Raw genomic sequence first — 13,946 nt, 5'->3', positions numbered from 1 at the left:
ATGGCAAGTGATACACCCTGTGGCGAGGGAGCTTGCTCCCGCTGGGCTGCGAAGCGGCCCCGCTGTCCCTGGCGAGTGCTGCGCAATCGAGCGGGAGCAAGCGCCCTCGCCACAAGGTTCGTCATCGATACTTGATTCACCCGCTGTCCCGAGATTCAACAAGAACAATTTTTCAGGAGAATCATCATGGGCGAAGTCGTCCTGGCGGCGAAAATCTGCCACGTTCCCTCGATGTACCTGTCGGAGCTGCCCGGTAAGCACCACGGTTGCCGCGCCGCCGCGATTGCCGGCCACAAGGAAATCGGCCGTCGCGCCCGTGAGCTGGGGGCCGATACCGCCGTGGTGTTCGACGTGCACTGGCTGGTCAACAGCGCCTATCACGTCAACAGCGGCGAGCACTTCAAGGGTGTCTACACCAGCAACGAGCTGCCGCACTTCATCAAGAACATGGAGTACGAATACTCGGGCGCCCCGGAACTGGGCGAGCTGATCGCCGCCGAGGCCAATGCCGTCGACGTGCGGACCCTGGCCCACAACATCCCAAGCCTTGAACTGGAATACGGCACGCTGGTGCCCATGCGCTACATGCACATGGATGTCCCGCAAGACCAGAAATTCAACGTCGTGTCGATTGCCGCCTGGTGCGCCTGGCATCGCCTGCAAGACAGCTTCACCTTCGGCGCCGCCGTGCGCCGGGCCATCGAGAAAAGCGATCGCAAGGTGCTGGTGCTGGCGTCCGGTTCGCTGTCGCACCGTTTCTCCGATGATCGCAACGCGGAAGCCAACATCCACAACTGGACACGGGAATTCGACAAGCAGGTCGACCTGCACGTCGTCGAAATGTGGCGCCAGGGCCGCTGGAAAGAGTTCTGCGCGATGCTCCCGGACTACGCCGAACACTGCTTCGGCGAAGGCAAGATGCATGACACGGCGATGCTGCTGGGGTTGCTCGGCGGACCGGACTACGACAGGCCCGCCGAAATCATCACCGAACCTTTCGGCAGCTCCGGCACCGGCCAGATCAACGCCATTTTCCCAGTCTGAGAAACAGCCACACGTTGCAAGCGGACCGCTTGCAACTTGCCGCTTGTAGCTCACCACTCGAAGCTGCCGACGCAGGAGGCTCCCATGCCGCATTTCATCGCTGAATACACCGACAACATCGAACGACAAGCCGATCTGCCCGGCCTGTTTGAAAAGGTCCACGCCTTGCTGGGCGACAGCGGCGTGTTCCCCCTGGGCGGTATCCGCAGCCGTGGCGTGCGCCTGGACACCTGGCGCATGGCCGACGGCAAGCATGACTACGCCTTCGTGCACATGACCTTGAAAGTCGGCCATGGTCGCGACCTGGCCACCCGCCAGAACGTCGCGGAAAAACTCTTCGAGGTGATCACCGCGCACTTCGCCGAACTCCAGGCCCAACGCCTGCTGGCCCTGTCGTTCGAGATGATCGAGCTGCACGAGCAACTCAACTTCAAGGCCAACAACGTCCACGCCTTTCTCAAGGCCCAAGCCACCTGAATCCGCCTGCCCCGCACTCCCCATCGGCCTCTCTGACAAAAAGTACAAGATCATGAGCACAGCCAATACCGCCAACACTGCCGGCACCGTCGCCCACGACCGCACCCATGCCACCATCACCTGGCGGCTGATGCCGTTGCTGCTGGTCTGCTACCTCTTCGCCCACCTGGATCGCATCAACATCGGCTTCGCGAAGATGCAGATGAGCGCCGACCTGCAATTCAGCGATACGGTCTACGGCTTCGGCGCCGGCCTGTTTTTCATCGCTTACGCGCTGTTTGGCGTACCCAGCAACATGGCCCTGGACCGGGTCGGTCCGCGGCGCTGGATCGCCACCCTGATGGTGGTCTGGGGCGCCCTGTCCACCGGCATGTTCCTCGTCGAGAGCGCCGCTGGTTTCTACGTGTTGCGCTTCCTGCTCGGCGTGGCCGAGGCGGGTTTCTTTCCTGGCATCCTGGTCTTTCTCAACCGCTGGTATCCGGCCCGGCGCCGGGCCCAGGTGACCGCCTTGTTTGCCATCGCCGTGCCGATGGCCGGGGTGATTGGCGGGCCATTGTCCGGTGGCATTCTCGAGCATTTCCATGACCTTGGCGGCCTGCGCGGCTGGCAGTGGATGTTCGTCATCGAAGGGCTGCCGGTGATCCTGCTCGGCCTCGTGGTGCTCAAGTGCCTGCCGGACAGTTTCGAGACGGTCAACTGGCTCACACCGCACGCCAAGCAGCAATTGCGTGAACAACTGAGCCTTGAAGAACAGCGCAAATCCATTACGTCATTCTCGGCGATCCTCAACAACCCACAGGTCTGGTTGCTGGTGGCGGTGTACTTCGCGGTGATGCTGGCGGTGAACACCCTGGCCTTCTGGATGCCGACCCTGATCCACGGCGCCGGCATCGGCAGCGACGGCAAGGTCGGGCTGCTCAGCGCGGTGCCCTACCTGGCTGGCTGCTTTTTCATGATCGGTTGCGGGCGCTCTTCCGACCGCCATCGCGAACGCCGTTGGCATCTGTGCGTGCCGCTGCTGATGGCAGCGGCAGGCATTGCCGTCGCCGGGCTCTCGCCCACCGACCCGACCCTGGTGCTGACTGGCCTGATCGTCGCCGGCATGGGCGCCAGTGCGGCGCTGCCGATGTTCTGGCAATTGCCGCCGGCCTTCCTGTCCAACGGCACCCAGGCCGCCGGCATCGCCCTGATCAGCTCCTTCGGCAGCATCGCCTCGTTCTTCGCGCCCTACCTGATCGGCTGGATGCGCGACACCACCCAGAGCGCCAGCCTCGCCCTGTACGTACTGGCACTGTTCATTACCCTTGGCGGCTTGCTGGTGCTGCGCACCCGGGCGGCCATCGTCAATCCTCAATAAGAGACCCTTGCCATGCTTGACCAGACTTTCATCCAGCAAGCCGCTGCCCGCCTCGACCGTGCCGAACGTTCCCGCGAACAGGTACGGCAGTTTTCCCTCGATCACCCGGACATCACCCTTGAGGATGCCTACGCCATCCAGCGTGCCTGGGTGGCCCAAAAAATCCAGGACGGACGCAAGCTGGTCGGCCACAAAATCGGCCTGACCTCCCGCGCCATGCAGGTATCGTCGAACATCACCGAACCGGACTACGGCGCGCTGCTGGACGACATGTTCTTCGACGAAGGCACCGACATTCCCTTCGAGCGCTTCATCGTGCCACGGGTGGAAGTGGAGCTGGCGTTCATCCTCGGCAAGCCCTTGAAAGGCCCCAACGTGACGGTGTTCGACGTGCTCGATGCCACCGAATGGGTGATCCCGGCACTGGAAATCATCGATGCGCGTATCCAGCAGATCGACCCGCAGACCAAGGCAACCCGCAAGGTGTTCGACACCATTTCCGACAACGCCGCCAATGCTGGGGTGGTCATGGGCGGTCGCGCCGTACGCCCGACCGAGATCGACCTGCGCAAAGTGCCGGCGGTGCTCTACCGCAACGGTGTGATCGAAGAGTCCGGCGTCTCGGCGGCGGTGCTCAATCACCCGGCCAAAGGCGTGGCCTGGCTGGCGAACAAGCTGGCGGCCTATGACGTCACCCTGCAACCGGGACAGATCATCCTCGGCGGCTCCTTCACCCGCCCCGTGGCCGCCAACCCCGGCGATACCTTCCATGTCGACTACGACATGCTCGGTTCCATCGCCTGCCGTTTCGTCTGATCGGAGACCGCCTCATGGATATGCCCATCAATACCTTCAAGCAACGCCTGCGCAGCGGCGAGGCACAGATCGGCCTGTGGCTGGGGTTGGCCGATGCCTACTGTGCGGAACTGGCGGCCAATGCCGGCTTCGATTGGCTGCTGATCGACGGTGAACACGCGCCGAACGACTTGCGCACCCTGCTCGGCCAGCTCCAGGCCGTGGCGCCCTACCCCGGCCAGCCGGTAATACGCCCGGTGGTCGGTGACACGGCGCTGATCAAGCAGGTGCTCGACATCGGCGTGCAGACCCTGCTGGTGCCCATGGTGGAAAGCGCCGAGCAGGCGCGTGAACTGGTGCGCGCCATCCACTACCCGCCCCAGGGTGTACGTGGCGTCGGCAGCGCGCTGGCCCGGGCGTCACGCTGGAACAGCATCCCCGGCTACCTCGACAAGGCCGATGAACAGATGTGCCTGCTGGTGCAGATCGAGAGCCGCGAAGGCCTGGCCAACCTGGATGCCATTGCCGCGGTGGAAGGTGTGGATGGGGTCTTTATCGGCCCGGCGGACCTGAGCGCGTCCATGGGGTTTCGCGGCAACCCCGGCCACCCGCAGGTGCAAGCGGCCATCGAAGACGCCATCGCCCGCATCCGCCAGGCCAGCAAGGCCGCCGGGATTCTCAGCGCCGATGAAAAACTGGCCCGGCGCTACATCGAACTCGGCGCGGCGTTTGTCGCGGTGGGCGTGGATACGACGGTGTTGATGCGGGGCTTGCAGACACTGGCGGCGACGTTCAAGGACGTAGCAAAGCCCGCGGTTGGGGGCGTGTACTGACTGACGTTGCCGGATACCCTGTGGCGAGGGAGCTTGCTCCCGCTGGGTCGCGAAGCGGCCCCCTTGAATCCGGCAGTGGACTCAAGTTTTTTGGGCCTGCTGCGCAGTCCAGCGGGAGCAAGCTCCCTCGCCACAGAAGCGGGTTCGCTCGCGGTTCTCAGCGCCTGATCATCTTCAGCTCATTGAGCAACCCCAGCAACGTCTGCAGTTTTTCCTCCCCTAACTGGTCCTGCAAACGCTGGTAATTCTCTTCCATGCTCTGGCTCATCGAATCGAAGCTCGCCTGCCCTTGCGGCGCCAGGCGCACCAGCACCCGCCGTTGATCCTGTTCGGCCTTGCGTCGCACCACCATGCCCGCCGCTTCCATGCGCACCAACACGCCGGTCATGCTGGGCTTGAGGATGCAGGCCAGTTCGGCCAGGCGATTGATCTCCAGCTCGTCGTGCTGGCTGAGAATCCGGATGACCCGCCATTGCTGCTCGGTCAAGCCGTGTTGATTGAGAGAAGGCCGGAAAAACCCCATGGCCGCTTCACGGGCCTGTAGCAGGGTCAGGGTCAAGGATTGGCGCGGCTTGGGCATGGAGTGGGTTCGCGAGAAGATTTAGTTAATGAGTTAACTAAATCTTAACAGCTTCCAATCCATATCGGACTATCCGTTCACAGAATCTGGATCCAGCGATGGCCCTTGTGGCGAGGGAGCATGCTCCCGCTGGGCTGCGCACATAACCCTGTGGGAGCGAGCTTGCTCGCGATAGGGGCCTGTCAGTCAACATCAGTATCGACGGGGCCACCGCCATCGCGAGCAAGCTCGCTCCCACAGAAATGCATCGGCTTGACCAGAGGTGGATGCCGGTCATGTTGCTCAAGCGCCCTTGATCACCCCCTTGAGCACTTGTTTGAAATGCTCGACCTGTTCCTCGCTGAACTGGCCGAACACCTTGTCCTGCTGTTCCTTGGCGATGGCCCAGAGCCCTTCGGTCTCATCGATGCCCTTGGCGGTCAGGCGTACCCGCTCGCCTTCATCGCTCACCAGCCCCTTGCGCTTGAGGTTGGCTACGGCTTCTTCGATCTCGCGCACCGGCATCGCCACCTCCCGCTGCAGGTCGCACAGGTTCAGCCCGGCGTCGTTCTCCAGCACCATTAACATCCGCGCTTCGCTGGTACGCAGCCCAGTGGACAACTGACGCGGCTGGTAACTGGCCTGATAGGCCCGCAGCGCCTGGGTCATCAGGTAATACAGGTTATGGCTCAAGCGGCCCTGGAAATGACTGCTGGGGGACTGGCCCTCTTCCCGCTTGGTCATGCGAGTGTGGGGCAACACCATCGAGTAGGCGCCCTGGTGATAGAGCAAGGGCGAGCGTCCGAAATCGTCAAAGGCCACGACCTTTCCGATCATGATCCAGTGATCGCCACCGTCGACCTGCTGGAATTTTTCACAGTGAAAACGCGCCGAGCAATCGACAAACACCGGAGCGCCACCTTCGCCGGTCTCGAACTGGATTTCAGCGAAGCGGTCCTCCTTGGGTCGGGCGAAGTTGTTCGACAGGTCGATCTGGTCGGCAGCCAGCACGTTCACCGCGAAATGGCTGGCGGCTTCGAATACTTCGTGGCTGCTGGAGCGCTTGTCGATGCTCCACAAAATCAGCGGCGGATCCAGGGACACCGAGTTGAAACTGTTGGCCGTCACACCGACCTTGCGGCCATCTTCAGTGGCGGCGGTGACCACGGTCACGCCGGTGGCGAAGTTACCCAGGGCCCGGCGGAACGCGCGGGTGTCGAAAGCGGTATCACAAAGACTGGACATGCAAGACTCCCGGCCGCCTCAAGGGACGGCCTCGATTATTGTTCTAGGGTTCAGCGAACAGGCGGTCAAACCATGGACGGATCGGGTTCGAGCCCCATCAGCTCACGACCGAGGATCTGCGCGCAGACGTCGTAGTCGGTGTAGGCATGGGCGCCGGTCAGGTGGGCATCGCGGAACAGCCGTTGCAACTCGTTGTTCTCGAACCAGGCGCCGCCGCCGGCCGCCTCCATCAAGCGGTCGACGGCCTGGATGCACATCTTGGTGGCGTACCCCTGGTTGGTCCGCCAGAACGCCAGGGTTTCCCGGCTGGGGTACTCGTGGCGCTCGCCATGTTCGGCGTGCTCCTGCCAGGTTTTCTCGAGGAAGGCACGGGCCGCCGCCACCTGGTGGGTGGACTCGGCCAGGCGCATCAACGCCGGGGTGGCGGCACCGACGGCCGCGCCGGTGTAGGCCCGCACACGGTTCCTGGTTTTCTCGCGAAAGACCTCCAGCATGCGTTCGGCCACGCCCAGGCTGACCGTGGAGAAACCACTGGCGAAGTACGGCCGGTACGGCGAGTAGAAAATCTTGCTGTCGGGGTACAGGCCGAATCCACCGGACTTGCCTTCCATCATGTCCTTGGCCTTCTGGATCCGGTGTTCCGGCACGAAAGCGTTGTCGATGATCAGCGTCTTGCTGCCACTGCCGCGCATGCCCACCGCGAACCAGTCATCGCGAATTTCATAGTCGCTGCGCGGCAGCACCGCAAAGCAATAGTCCTGGGTGCCTTCGGCGTTTTTCCGGCGAAACCCCACGATCGCCCATTCGGCGTGATCGCAGCCACTGCTCCAGCCCATTTCACCGCTGAACATCACACCGCCGTCGACTTCCTCGGTGCGGCCAAACGGTGCGATGCTGCTGCTGGCGGTGGCATCCGGGTCATCGCCCCAGACCTCTTGCTGGGCCTTGGCCGGGAACATTGCCAGCTGATGGCTGTGGGTGCACAACAGGCTCATGGCCCAGGCCGTGCTGGCACAGGCACCGGCCAGCAGCGCGATGCAATCGGCGAACTGCGGCAGGGAAATCTCCAGGCCACCGTAGGGTTTCGGCTGGAAGGCCCGGTGCATGCCGATGCTTTTGAGCAGGGCAATATTCTCGGCAGGCACGCTACGATCTTTCTCCGCCTGGAAGGCGTTGGCGGCGATGGCCGGCAGGAGGGGCTTGAGGTCTTCGAGCAGCGGGTTTGGCTTTTTCATGGACGGGCTCTTTTATTATTGGCATCTGCCGATCCCGCCTTTGCCCGGCAACCTCAGGTTGCACAAACAGCGGGATCCGTGATTAAGGCCGGTCCAGTATGGGCAATCGCTGGCAGGTGAAAAATGCACCTTCCAGATCCAAGATTGTACTTTTCATGGGGCAGGTTTCGGCGTCATGGCGCGCTCGGTCAAATCCCCCGGCACGGATGATCAAGACAAGCGCCCCGCCAAGGCTCTTAATAGGGCCATCCCCTGCAATGCCTTGCGTAGGCGTGGCATCGGAGTTTCCTTTCACTTTGTCAGGTTGCGTCATGATCAATATCGAAACGCCCACCTATTACACGGCCACCAAGAAATACAACCTCAGCTTCCCCACGCTGGAACAGGACGTGGAAGCCGACGTCGTGGTCATTGGCGGTGGTTTCTCCGGCATCAATACCGCGCTGGAACTCGCCGAAAAAGGCATCACCAACATCGTGGTGCTGGAGGCGCGTTATCTCGGGTTCGGCGGCACCGGGCGCAATGGCGGGCAGATCATGGCCGGCATTGGTCATGACCTGGAAAAGATCAAGAAGGACGTCGGTGAAGACGGCCTGCGCCAGGTCTTCGAGATCAGCGACCTGGGCGCCGACATCATCAAGGACCGTATCGCCAAGTACGCTATCGATGCCGACTTCTGCCACGGCTACGGCTACATGGGTTTCAACGCCCGCCAGGAAAAAACCCTGCGGGCCTGGGAAAAAGACTTCAAGTCGATCAACAGCAAACATGAGATCCGCTTCCTCGGCGGCTCCGACGTGCAGCAGATCATTGGCTCCAAGGCCTACAGCAGTGCATTGCTGCACATGGGCGGCGGGCATGTGCACTCGCTGAACCTGCTCCTGGGTGAAGCCAAGGCGGTGGTCAGCCACGGCGTACGGATCTTCGAAAACAGCCCGGCCCTGGAAGTCAGCTATGGCGAACGCATCACTGTGCGCACCGGACGCGGCTCGGTCAGGGCCAGCAAGCTGCTCTGGGCCTGCGACAGTTTCCTCAACAAACTGGAACCGGAACTGCACCGCTCGACCATCAACACCTACGCCTTCCAGATGATGACCGAGCCACTGTCGGACGAACTGATCCAGCGCATCAGCCCGATTCGCGGTGCCTACAGCGACATTCGCCCGGTGATCGACTACTACCGCGTCACCAACGAAAACCGCCTGCTGTTCGGTGCCGCCACGCCATTGGTGGAGCACATTCCCCAGGATCTCAAGGCCTGGAACCGGCGCCTGATGCTGAAGGTCTTCCCGTACCTCAAGGACGTGAAGATCGACCTGGCTTGGGGCGGGCCGATGGCCTGCAGCCCGAACCTGTTCCCGCAGATCGGCACCCTGCCGGGGCGCAGCAACGCGTTTTTCGTCCAGGGTTACTCAGGCTTTGGCGTCACCCCGAGCCACATCATCTGCAAGGTGCTGGCCGAAGGCATGAGCGAAGGCTCGGCGCGCTACGACCTGGTCAGCTCGATCCACCGCCCAACCATCATCGGCAAAGACGCCATTCGCCCATTGCTGCTGACTGCCGGCAAGTCCTGGCACCAGCTGTCGGGTTACTGGAACGGCCGTCGCTGACGGCCAACCTCCTTCTTCCTTTCAATCATCAGGAGTCACCTGCCATGCCCCTCATCACCCTCGAAAAAGACATCCAGCTGTCCGACCTGGACGCCTGGGGCACCGTCGCCGACCTGGGTTCGCAGATTCTCGAAGGCGAAGTCAAGGCCTTCGGCAAGATGACCTTCGGCGCCCCCACCGACCCGGTCAGCAGCGCCTACTTCGGTACCACCCAGGGCAAGTTCCGGATGGTCTACCCCTTCGCCGAACAAGCCACCGTGGTCACCGGTGAAGTGGTCCTCACCGACGAGGCCACCGGCCAGAGCACTCGCTACAAGGCCGGCGACAGCTGGTTCGTGACCAAGGGCACGCCGGTGCTGTGGGAAGTGGTCAGCGAAAGTTTCGTCAAGCATTACTTCGCGGTAGTCTGACCGAACAGGGCTGCCGGCCCACCCGGCAGCCCGCTTGCGAAGGTTGCGACCATGAACGTCATCGCCCAGGACATCGCCGGCCATTGCCTGCACGCCTTCACCCAGCTGGTTCCCGTCAGCCGGGCGGCGTTCTATTGCGTGGATCGGCAGTTGCAAGCCCACGACTTCAGCCTCCATGGGATGAGCGGCGAGATGCATCGCGACTACCTGGACAATTACCGCCAGTTCGACCCCCTGCAGCCACGCCACTGCGCGTCCAGCGAACTGGCCGTGGTGCCGCTGGGCCTGGCGATGGCCCGCCAACCGTTGCGTGACAACCATCGTTATCGCGACTTCCTGCAACGCTACGGCGTGGTCGACGTGGTGGAAGTCTTCGCCCATCGCGATGGTCAGCCCCAAGCCGCGGTTTCGTTGTTGCGCACCGCCGAGCAAGGCGTCTTCACCCATCAGCAGTTGAGCCAACTCAGCGCGTTGCAGGCCTTGCTGCAACTGGCCGTGGCCCATTTGCCGGCCCATGAGGATGCACTGGGCGACTTGACGCCCAAGGAGCGCCAGATCGCCTGGCTGTTACGCCAAGGCGTCAGCAACAAGCAACTGGCCCGGGAACTGGGGGTGGGCTTGCCGACCATCAAGACTCACCTGATCCACCTGTTCCGCAAAGTCGGTGTGAGCAGTCGCACCGAGCTGGTCAGCGCACTGTTCCTCTGATCAACCATCTGGTTGATAGGCCGCCACTGCGCGGCGCCGCATGATCCGAGTGGCTAATTCAACCACCGGAGCCTTGCAAATGAGCACATCTACAGACTGGATCACCGTCGGCGCCCTGGCCGATGGCTTTGCCCCCGAAGCCTTCATCCTGCCAAACCTGGCCGACCTGGACGGCAAGACGTTCACCCTGAACTTCGCCAACGGCTGGCAGATCGAGCATCGCTTCGAGCAGGACACCCTGACCTGGAACGCCGCCGATGGGCATTCCAGCGGCACCGCCACCTACCGGGCCACATCCGTACGACCGGGCCTGTACCTGGTGGACTTCATCAAGCGCGAAGGCGAGCTGACCTCGTCGATAAGCCTCGTGCTCGATACCGCCAGCGCCGCCTTCACCGCCGTGATCGGCCGCATGCCAAGCCAGCCGGAAACCGGCGAAGGCCTCTACAGCCGGGCATTGGCCGGCAAACCATTGACCTCGGTTCAAGCGCAGTTCCTGCACGGCAGCCTCGACCGTCCCTGGCAGCCGGGCCTGTGCCCGCACGCACCGACCACGGAGCTGGTGGGGCTGCGCAACCTGTATCGCTACAGCCCGAGCGAAGTCTACGAACACATTTACCTCAACGACCAGTTCTACTCCTGGCAGTGCCTCAAAGGCGTTGAGCAAGGCCTGTGCGACACCGATCGCTGCGACACCTACAAGATCGCCGATCAGTTGTACCTGTTCGTGTGGCGAGAAAAGATCATCCCGACCCTGGGGTTGGTGCTGATCGACCTGCAGCAGCACCGCAGTGACGGCAAGATCTTCGGCTATGCCGGTGAGTCCTTCGATGAGTTTTCCAATTTCCCGGTCAGTTCCTACTGCCAGGTGCTCAATCAGACGGAGTATCCCGATGCCTGAATCACGTACCGTAGTGATCACCGGTGCCGGTACCGGCATCGGCGCCGCCTGCGCCCGCCTGTATGCCGCCGAAGGCGCCAACCTGGTGCTGATCGGCCGCCGTCGCGAGCCCCTGGAAGCACTCGCCGAGGACATCGGCGGCCTGGTGCTGGTGGGCGACGCGGCCTGTCCAGACACCTGGGACGGCTTCGTCGAGCAGATTCGCACGCGTCATGGCCGACTCGACGTGCTGCTCGCCTGTGCCGGTGGCTTGGGAATGGGCAGCGCCACTGAGACTCAGCCATCGGCCTGGGAAGCGGCCCTGCGCAGCAACCTCGACAGCGCCTTCTACAGCGCCCGGGCATGCCTGCCACTGCTGCAGGAAAGCGCCGGCAATATTGTGCTGATCGCCTCCATCGCTTCATTGGCGGCAGGCCCCCACGTGTGCGGCTACACCACCGCCAAGCACGCCCTGCTGGGCCTCAACCGCTCCCTGGCAAGGGATTACGGGCCTCACGGCGTACGGGTCAATGCGGTCTGCCCAGGCTGGGTTCGCACGCCCATGGCCGATGACGAAATGCAGGCATTGATGCAGTTCCATGGCGAAACGTTGCAGCAGGCCTATGACCGGGTCTGCGCCGACGTGCCGTTGCGCAGGGCTGCCAGTGCGGAGGAAATCGCCAACGTCTGCCGCTTCCTGGCCTCGCCCGATGCGTCGATCATCACCGGAGCGACGCTGGTGGCCGATGGCGGCTCCAGCATCGTCGACGTGCCGACACTGGCCTTCAGCCGGATGGAGGCCAGCGATGTCTGAGGATCTGGATTTCAGCGGCCAGACCGTACTGGTCACGGGCGGCGCCCAGGGCATCGGCCGGGCCATCGTCGAAGCGTTTGCCCTGCGCGGGGCACGCGTGGTCATCGCCGACCTGGGCCTGGCCCGCGCCGAGGCGGTAGCCGACGAACTGACGGCCGTGGGTTGTCAGGTGCAGGCGGTGGGCGTTGACCTGGCCGACGCGACGGCGATCTTCGAAATGATGAGCGCGCTGGAACAGCGCTTGGGGAGGCTGGATACCCTGGTGCACAACGCCGGGTATTTTCCGTTGACGCCGTTCGCCGAGATCACCCCGGCGATGCTCGAGCGAACGCTGGCGGTGAACCTGTCGGCGCTATTCTGGCTGACCCAGGCGGCGCTGCCGATGTTCCGGCGCCAGGGCCGAGGCTGCGTGCTGGTGACCTCCTCGGTCACCGGCCCGCGGGTGGCGTATCCGGGGCTCAGCCACTACGCGGCCTCCAAGGCCGGGGTCAATGGTTTCATTCGCAACGCCGCGCTGGAACTGGCGGCCGAGAATGTCCGCGTCAACGGGGTCGAGCCGGGCATGATCGCGACACCGGCCATGGCCAACCTGGGCGACGATGAAGTCAACCAGGACATTGCCCGCCGGGTGCCGCTGGGTCGATTGGGCCAACCGAGCGACATCGCCGGCGCCATGCTGTTCCTGGCGTCGAGCCTGGCCAGCTATGTGACCGGGCAGACGTTGGTGGTCGATGGGGGTTCGACGTTGCCGGAGGTTTGAGCCTGAGTGGGAGAGTCAGCTTGCGGTGAGGGTGGATGGACCACCGTCATCGCGAGCAAGCTCGCTCCCACACTTTCCAGTGTCACCCACAAAACTCATGTTCAGCACAAATCCCTTTGTGGGAGCGAGCTTGCTCGCGATAGCGACCGTCCAGTCAACGACGACCTCATTCAAGCCACCCCCTGCCCCACCTGCAAACGGCTGGAACGAAACTCCTTGGGCGACAGTTCGAACTGCTTCTTGAACGAACGGCTGAAATGCGCCGAATCGGTAAAGCCCCACTTGTAGGCGATCGAAGTAATGGACTCGTCCCGCAGGAACGGGTTGGTCAGGTCATCGGCGCTGCGCTTGAGGCGGGCCCGCTGGATGTAGCGGCAAACGCTGTCATCCTGCTCTTCGAACAAACGATACAGATGCCGCACCGAAATATTCAGTCGATTGGCCAGGCCCACCGGGCTGAGGCCGGGCTGGGTGAGTGATTCGTCGATGACCTTCTGCACGTAGCTGCGCAAGTGACTGCCCTGCAAGGCCACCCCTTCGTCACGGCCATCGCTCCCCTGTTCCAGGGCCGAGCCCAACAGTGAAACGAAGGCACTCTGCAAGGCTTCACCTTCGCCCGCCGCGCCCTCGCCGTCCGGTGTGTCCTTGCACAGTTGGTCCATCAGCACATGCAGCATCCGTCCACACGCCTTGCTGGACGAAACCTTGCCAAAGGTCTTGGTTTCCCCGCCCAGTTGTCGCGACACGTCCTGGCGAGACAAGGACAGCACCGCGTGCTCGATCAGGCCGAACGGGGTGATCTCAAGCGCGCCAACGGAGTCCATCAACAACAACTCACCGGGCGCCAACTGGATGCTCCGACCGTTCTGGGTAATGCGGCAGTAACCACTGCGCTGGCTGACCAGAAGACAATCCTGGTCATCATCGTGATCGGCGCTGGGTGAGTGACGCTTGATGCTGCCGGCGTTGGTGCGCAGGTTCGCGAGGGCAAGGCCACCCCGATGGAAATTCGACACCTCACCAATGAACAAGGCGCGATTGAAGGCCAGCTCGGTATCGAAGTGGCCGCAAGTCGCCCGCAGATCCCGGTTCCAGATGTCCAGACCGTCCTGCCCAACCTGTTGCATGCTCATGGCATTCTCCGCAGTGGCTTTTTGTTTTTGTGCGGCAATAGTTAACATGTTATCTATATACGCGCAACAAGTACCTGATCGCCAGA

15 protein-coding genes are annotated in these 13,946 nt (G+C 62.7%); 11 read left to right on the top strand and 4 right to left on the bottom strand.

The genetic code is table 11. The annotated features are described in order from the left end of the window. The first annotated feature begins 186 nt into the window (after window positions 1–186). From hpaD to hpaI, 5 genes are all read left to right on the top strand, one after another. Window positions 187–1,044, top strand: coding sequence for a 3,4-dihydroxyphenylacetate 2,3-dioxygenase (gene hpaD, locus J4E63_RS12360; RefSeq protein ID WP_207282137.1), 858 nt, complete (start codon window positions 187–189; stop codon window positions 1,042–1,044). Window positions 1,045–1,128: 84 nt separating this feature from the next. Continuing rightward, window positions 1,129–1,521, top strand: coding sequence for a 5-carboxymethyl-2-hydroxymuconate Delta-isomerase (locus J4E63_RS12355; protein ID WP_060742168.1), 393 nt, complete (start codon window positions 1,129–1,131; stop codon window positions 1,519–1,521). A 52-nt stretch (window positions 1,522–1,573) separates the two neighbouring features. Beyond that, window positions 1,574–2,878, top strand: a complete 1,305-nt coding sequence (locus tag J4E63_RS12350) for an MFS transporter (RefSeq protein WP_060742167.1) — start codon at window positions 1,574–1,576, stop codon at window positions 2,876–2,878. A 12-nt stretch (window positions 2,879–2,890) separates the two neighbouring features. Then, entirely contained in the window at window positions 2,891–3,694 is an 804-nt protein-coding gene (hpaH, locus tag J4E63_RS12345; RefSeq protein WP_207282136.1) for a 2-oxo-hept-4-ene-1,7-dioate hydratase, read from the top strand. Window positions 3,695–3,708: 14 nt separating this feature from the next. Continuing rightward, window positions 3,709–4,506 (top strand): 4-hydroxy-2-oxoheptanedioate aldolase, encoded by a 798-nt coding sequence (gene hpaI / locus J4E63_RS12340; protein ID WP_207282135.1) that lies wholly within the window; start codon window positions 3,709–3,711, stop codon window positions 4,504–4,506. Window positions 4,507–4,663: 157 nt separating this feature from the next. On the opposite strand, the gene hpaR is transcribed toward hpaI, so the two are convergent. The 3 genes from hpaR to J4E63_RS12325 all read right to left on the bottom strand — a co-directional run bounded on the left by hpaR (window position 4,664) and on the right by J4E63_RS12325 (window position 7,545). Continuing rightward, complete coding sequence (hpaR, locus tag J4E63_RS12335) at window positions 4,664–5,086, bottom strand: homoprotocatechuate degradation operon regulator HpaR (protein ID WP_060742164.1); 423 nt, start codon at window positions 5,084–5,086, stop codon at window positions 4,664–4,666. Window positions 5,087–5,368: 282 nt separating this feature from the next. Beyond that, on the bottom strand, window positions 5,369–6,310 hold the full coding sequence (locus J4E63_RS12330) for a p-hydroxyphenylacetate 3-hydroxylase reductase component (RefSeq protein WP_207282134.1): 942 nt from the start codon (window positions 6,308–6,310) through the stop codon (window positions 5,369–5,371). A 65-nt stretch (window positions 6,311–6,375) separates the two neighbouring features. Continuing rightward, window positions 6,376–7,545, bottom strand: a complete 1,170-nt coding sequence (locus J4E63_RS12325) for a p-hydroxyphenylacetate 3-hydroxylase oxygenase component (protein WP_192263885.1) — start codon at window positions 7,543–7,545, stop codon at window positions 6,376–6,378. Between the two features lie 311 nt (window positions 7,546–7,856). Here J4E63_RS12325 and J4E63_RS12320 point away from each other — a divergent pair, with 311 nt between their 5' ends. The 6 genes from J4E63_RS12320 to J4E63_RS12295 all read left to right on the top strand — a co-directional run bounded on the left by J4E63_RS12320 (window position 7,857) and on the right by J4E63_RS12295 (window position 12,727). Beyond that, window positions 7,857–9,155: an FAD-binding oxidoreductase gene (locus tag J4E63_RS12320; protein ID WP_207282133.1), complete on the top strand. Its 1,299-nt coding sequence runs from the start codon at window positions 7,857–7,859 to the stop codon at window positions 9,153–9,155. Between the two features lie 44 nt (window positions 9,156–9,199). Continuing rightward, the gene (locus J4E63_RS12315; RefSeq protein ID WP_053122428.1) at window positions 9,200–9,565 is read left to right on the top strand and encodes a cupin domain-containing protein; all 366 of its coding nucleotides are present in this window, start codon (window positions 9,200–9,202) and stop codon (window positions 9,563–9,565) included. 51 nt (window positions 9,566–9,616) lie between these two features. Further along, window positions 9,617–10,273 (top strand): helix-turn-helix transcriptional regulator, encoded by a 657-nt coding sequence (locus J4E63_RS12310; RefSeq protein ID WP_207282132.1) that lies wholly within the window; start codon window positions 9,617–9,619, stop codon window positions 10,271–10,273. A 79-nt stretch (window positions 10,274–10,352) separates the two neighbouring features. Next, window positions 10,353–11,174 (top strand): molybdenum cofactor biosynthesis F family protein, encoded by an 822-nt coding sequence (locus tag J4E63_RS12305; protein ID WP_207282131.1) that lies wholly within the window; start codon window positions 10,353–10,355, stop codon window positions 11,172–11,174. Then, window positions 11,167–11,967 (top strand): SDR family NAD(P)-dependent oxidoreductase, encoded by an 801-nt coding sequence (locus J4E63_RS12300; RefSeq protein WP_207282130.1) that lies wholly within the window; start codon window positions 11,167–11,169, stop codon window positions 11,965–11,967. The genes J4E63_RS12305 and J4E63_RS12300 overlap by 8 nt, the downstream gene beginning before the upstream one ends. Next, on the top strand, window positions 11,960–12,727 hold the full coding sequence (locus tag J4E63_RS12295) for an SDR family oxidoreductase (protein WP_060742157.1): 768 nt from the start codon (window positions 11,960–11,962) through the stop codon (window positions 12,725–12,727). Before J4E63_RS12300 ends, J4E63_RS12295 begins: the two co-directional genes overlap by 8 nt. A gap of 170 nt (window positions 12,728–12,897) precedes the next feature. On the opposite strand, the gene feaR is transcribed toward J4E63_RS12295, so the two are convergent. Next, complete coding sequence (gene feaR / locus J4E63_RS12290; RefSeq protein ID WP_060742156.1) at window positions 12,898–13,860, bottom strand: transcriptional regulator FeaR; 963 nt, start codon at window positions 13,858–13,860, stop codon at window positions 12,898–12,900. Between the last annotated feature and the right edge of the window lie 86 nt (window positions 13,861–13,946).

Source organism: Pseudomonas sp. FW300-N2F2 (genome assembly GCF_017351655.1).
GTDB lineage: Bacteria > Pseudomonadota > Gammaproteobacteria > Pseudomonadales > Pseudomonadaceae > Aquipseudomonas > Aquipseudomonas fluorescens_AA.
Note: the sequence above shows the minus strand (reverse complement) of the source record. Positions and strands in the feature narration are given on the sequence as shown.

Excerpts from the sequence above, each read along its gene's own strand:
- hpaD (WP_207282137.1), top strand. The coding sequence starts at position 187 with ATGGGCGAAGTCGTCCTGGCGGCGAAAATCTGCCACGTTCCCTCGATG.
- J4E63_RS12355 (WP_060742168.1), top strand. The coding sequence starts at position 1,129 with ATGCCGCATTTCATCGCTGAATACACCGACAACATCGAACGACAAGCC.
- J4E63_RS12350 (WP_060742167.1), top strand. The coding sequence starts at position 1,574 with ATGAGCACAGCCAATACCGCCAACACTGCCGGCACCGTCGCCCACGAC.
- hpaH (WP_207282136.1), top strand. The coding sequence starts at position 2,891 with ATGCTTGACCAGACTTTCATCCAGCAAGCCGCTGCCCGCCTCGACCGT.
- hpaI (WP_207282135.1), top strand. The coding sequence starts at position 3,709 with ATGGATATGCCCATCAATACCTTCAAGCAACGCCTGCGCAGCGGCGAG.
- hpaR (WP_060742164.1), bottom strand. The coding sequence starts at position 5,086 with ATGCCCAAGCCGCGCCAATCCTTGACCCTGACCCTGCTACAGGCCCGT.
- J4E63_RS12330 (WP_207282134.1), bottom strand. The coding sequence starts at position 6,310 with ATGTCCAGTCTTTGTGATACCGCTTTCGACACCCGCGCGTTCCGCCGG.
- J4E63_RS12325 (WP_192263885.1), bottom strand. The coding sequence starts at position 7,545 with ATGAAAAAGCCAAACCCGCTGCTCGAAGACCTCAAGCCCCTCCTGCCG.
- J4E63_RS12320 (WP_207282133.1), top strand. The coding sequence starts at position 7,857 with ATGATCAATATCGAAACGCCCACCTATTACACGGCCACCAAGAAATAC.
- J4E63_RS12315 (WP_053122428.1), top strand. The coding sequence starts at position 9,200 with ATGCCCCTCATCACCCTCGAAAAAGACATCCAGCTGTCCGACCTGGAC.
- J4E63_RS12310 (WP_207282132.1), top strand. The coding sequence starts at position 9,617 with ATGAACGTCATCGCCCAGGACATCGCCGGCCATTGCCTGCACGCCTTC.
- J4E63_RS12305 (WP_207282131.1), top strand. The coding sequence starts at position 10,353 with ATGAGCACATCTACAGACTGGATCACCGTCGGCGCCCTGGCCGATGGC.
- J4E63_RS12300 (WP_207282130.1), top strand. The coding sequence starts at position 11,167 with ATGCCTGAATCACGTACCGTAGTGATCACCGGTGCCGGTACCGGCATC.
- J4E63_RS12295 (WP_060742157.1), top strand. The coding sequence starts at position 11,960 with ATGTCTGAGGATCTGGATTTCAGCGGCCAGACCGTACTGGTCACGGGC.
- feaR (WP_060742156.1), bottom strand. The coding sequence starts at position 13,860 with ATGAGCATGCAACAGGTTGGGCAGGACGGTCTGGACATCTGGAACCGG.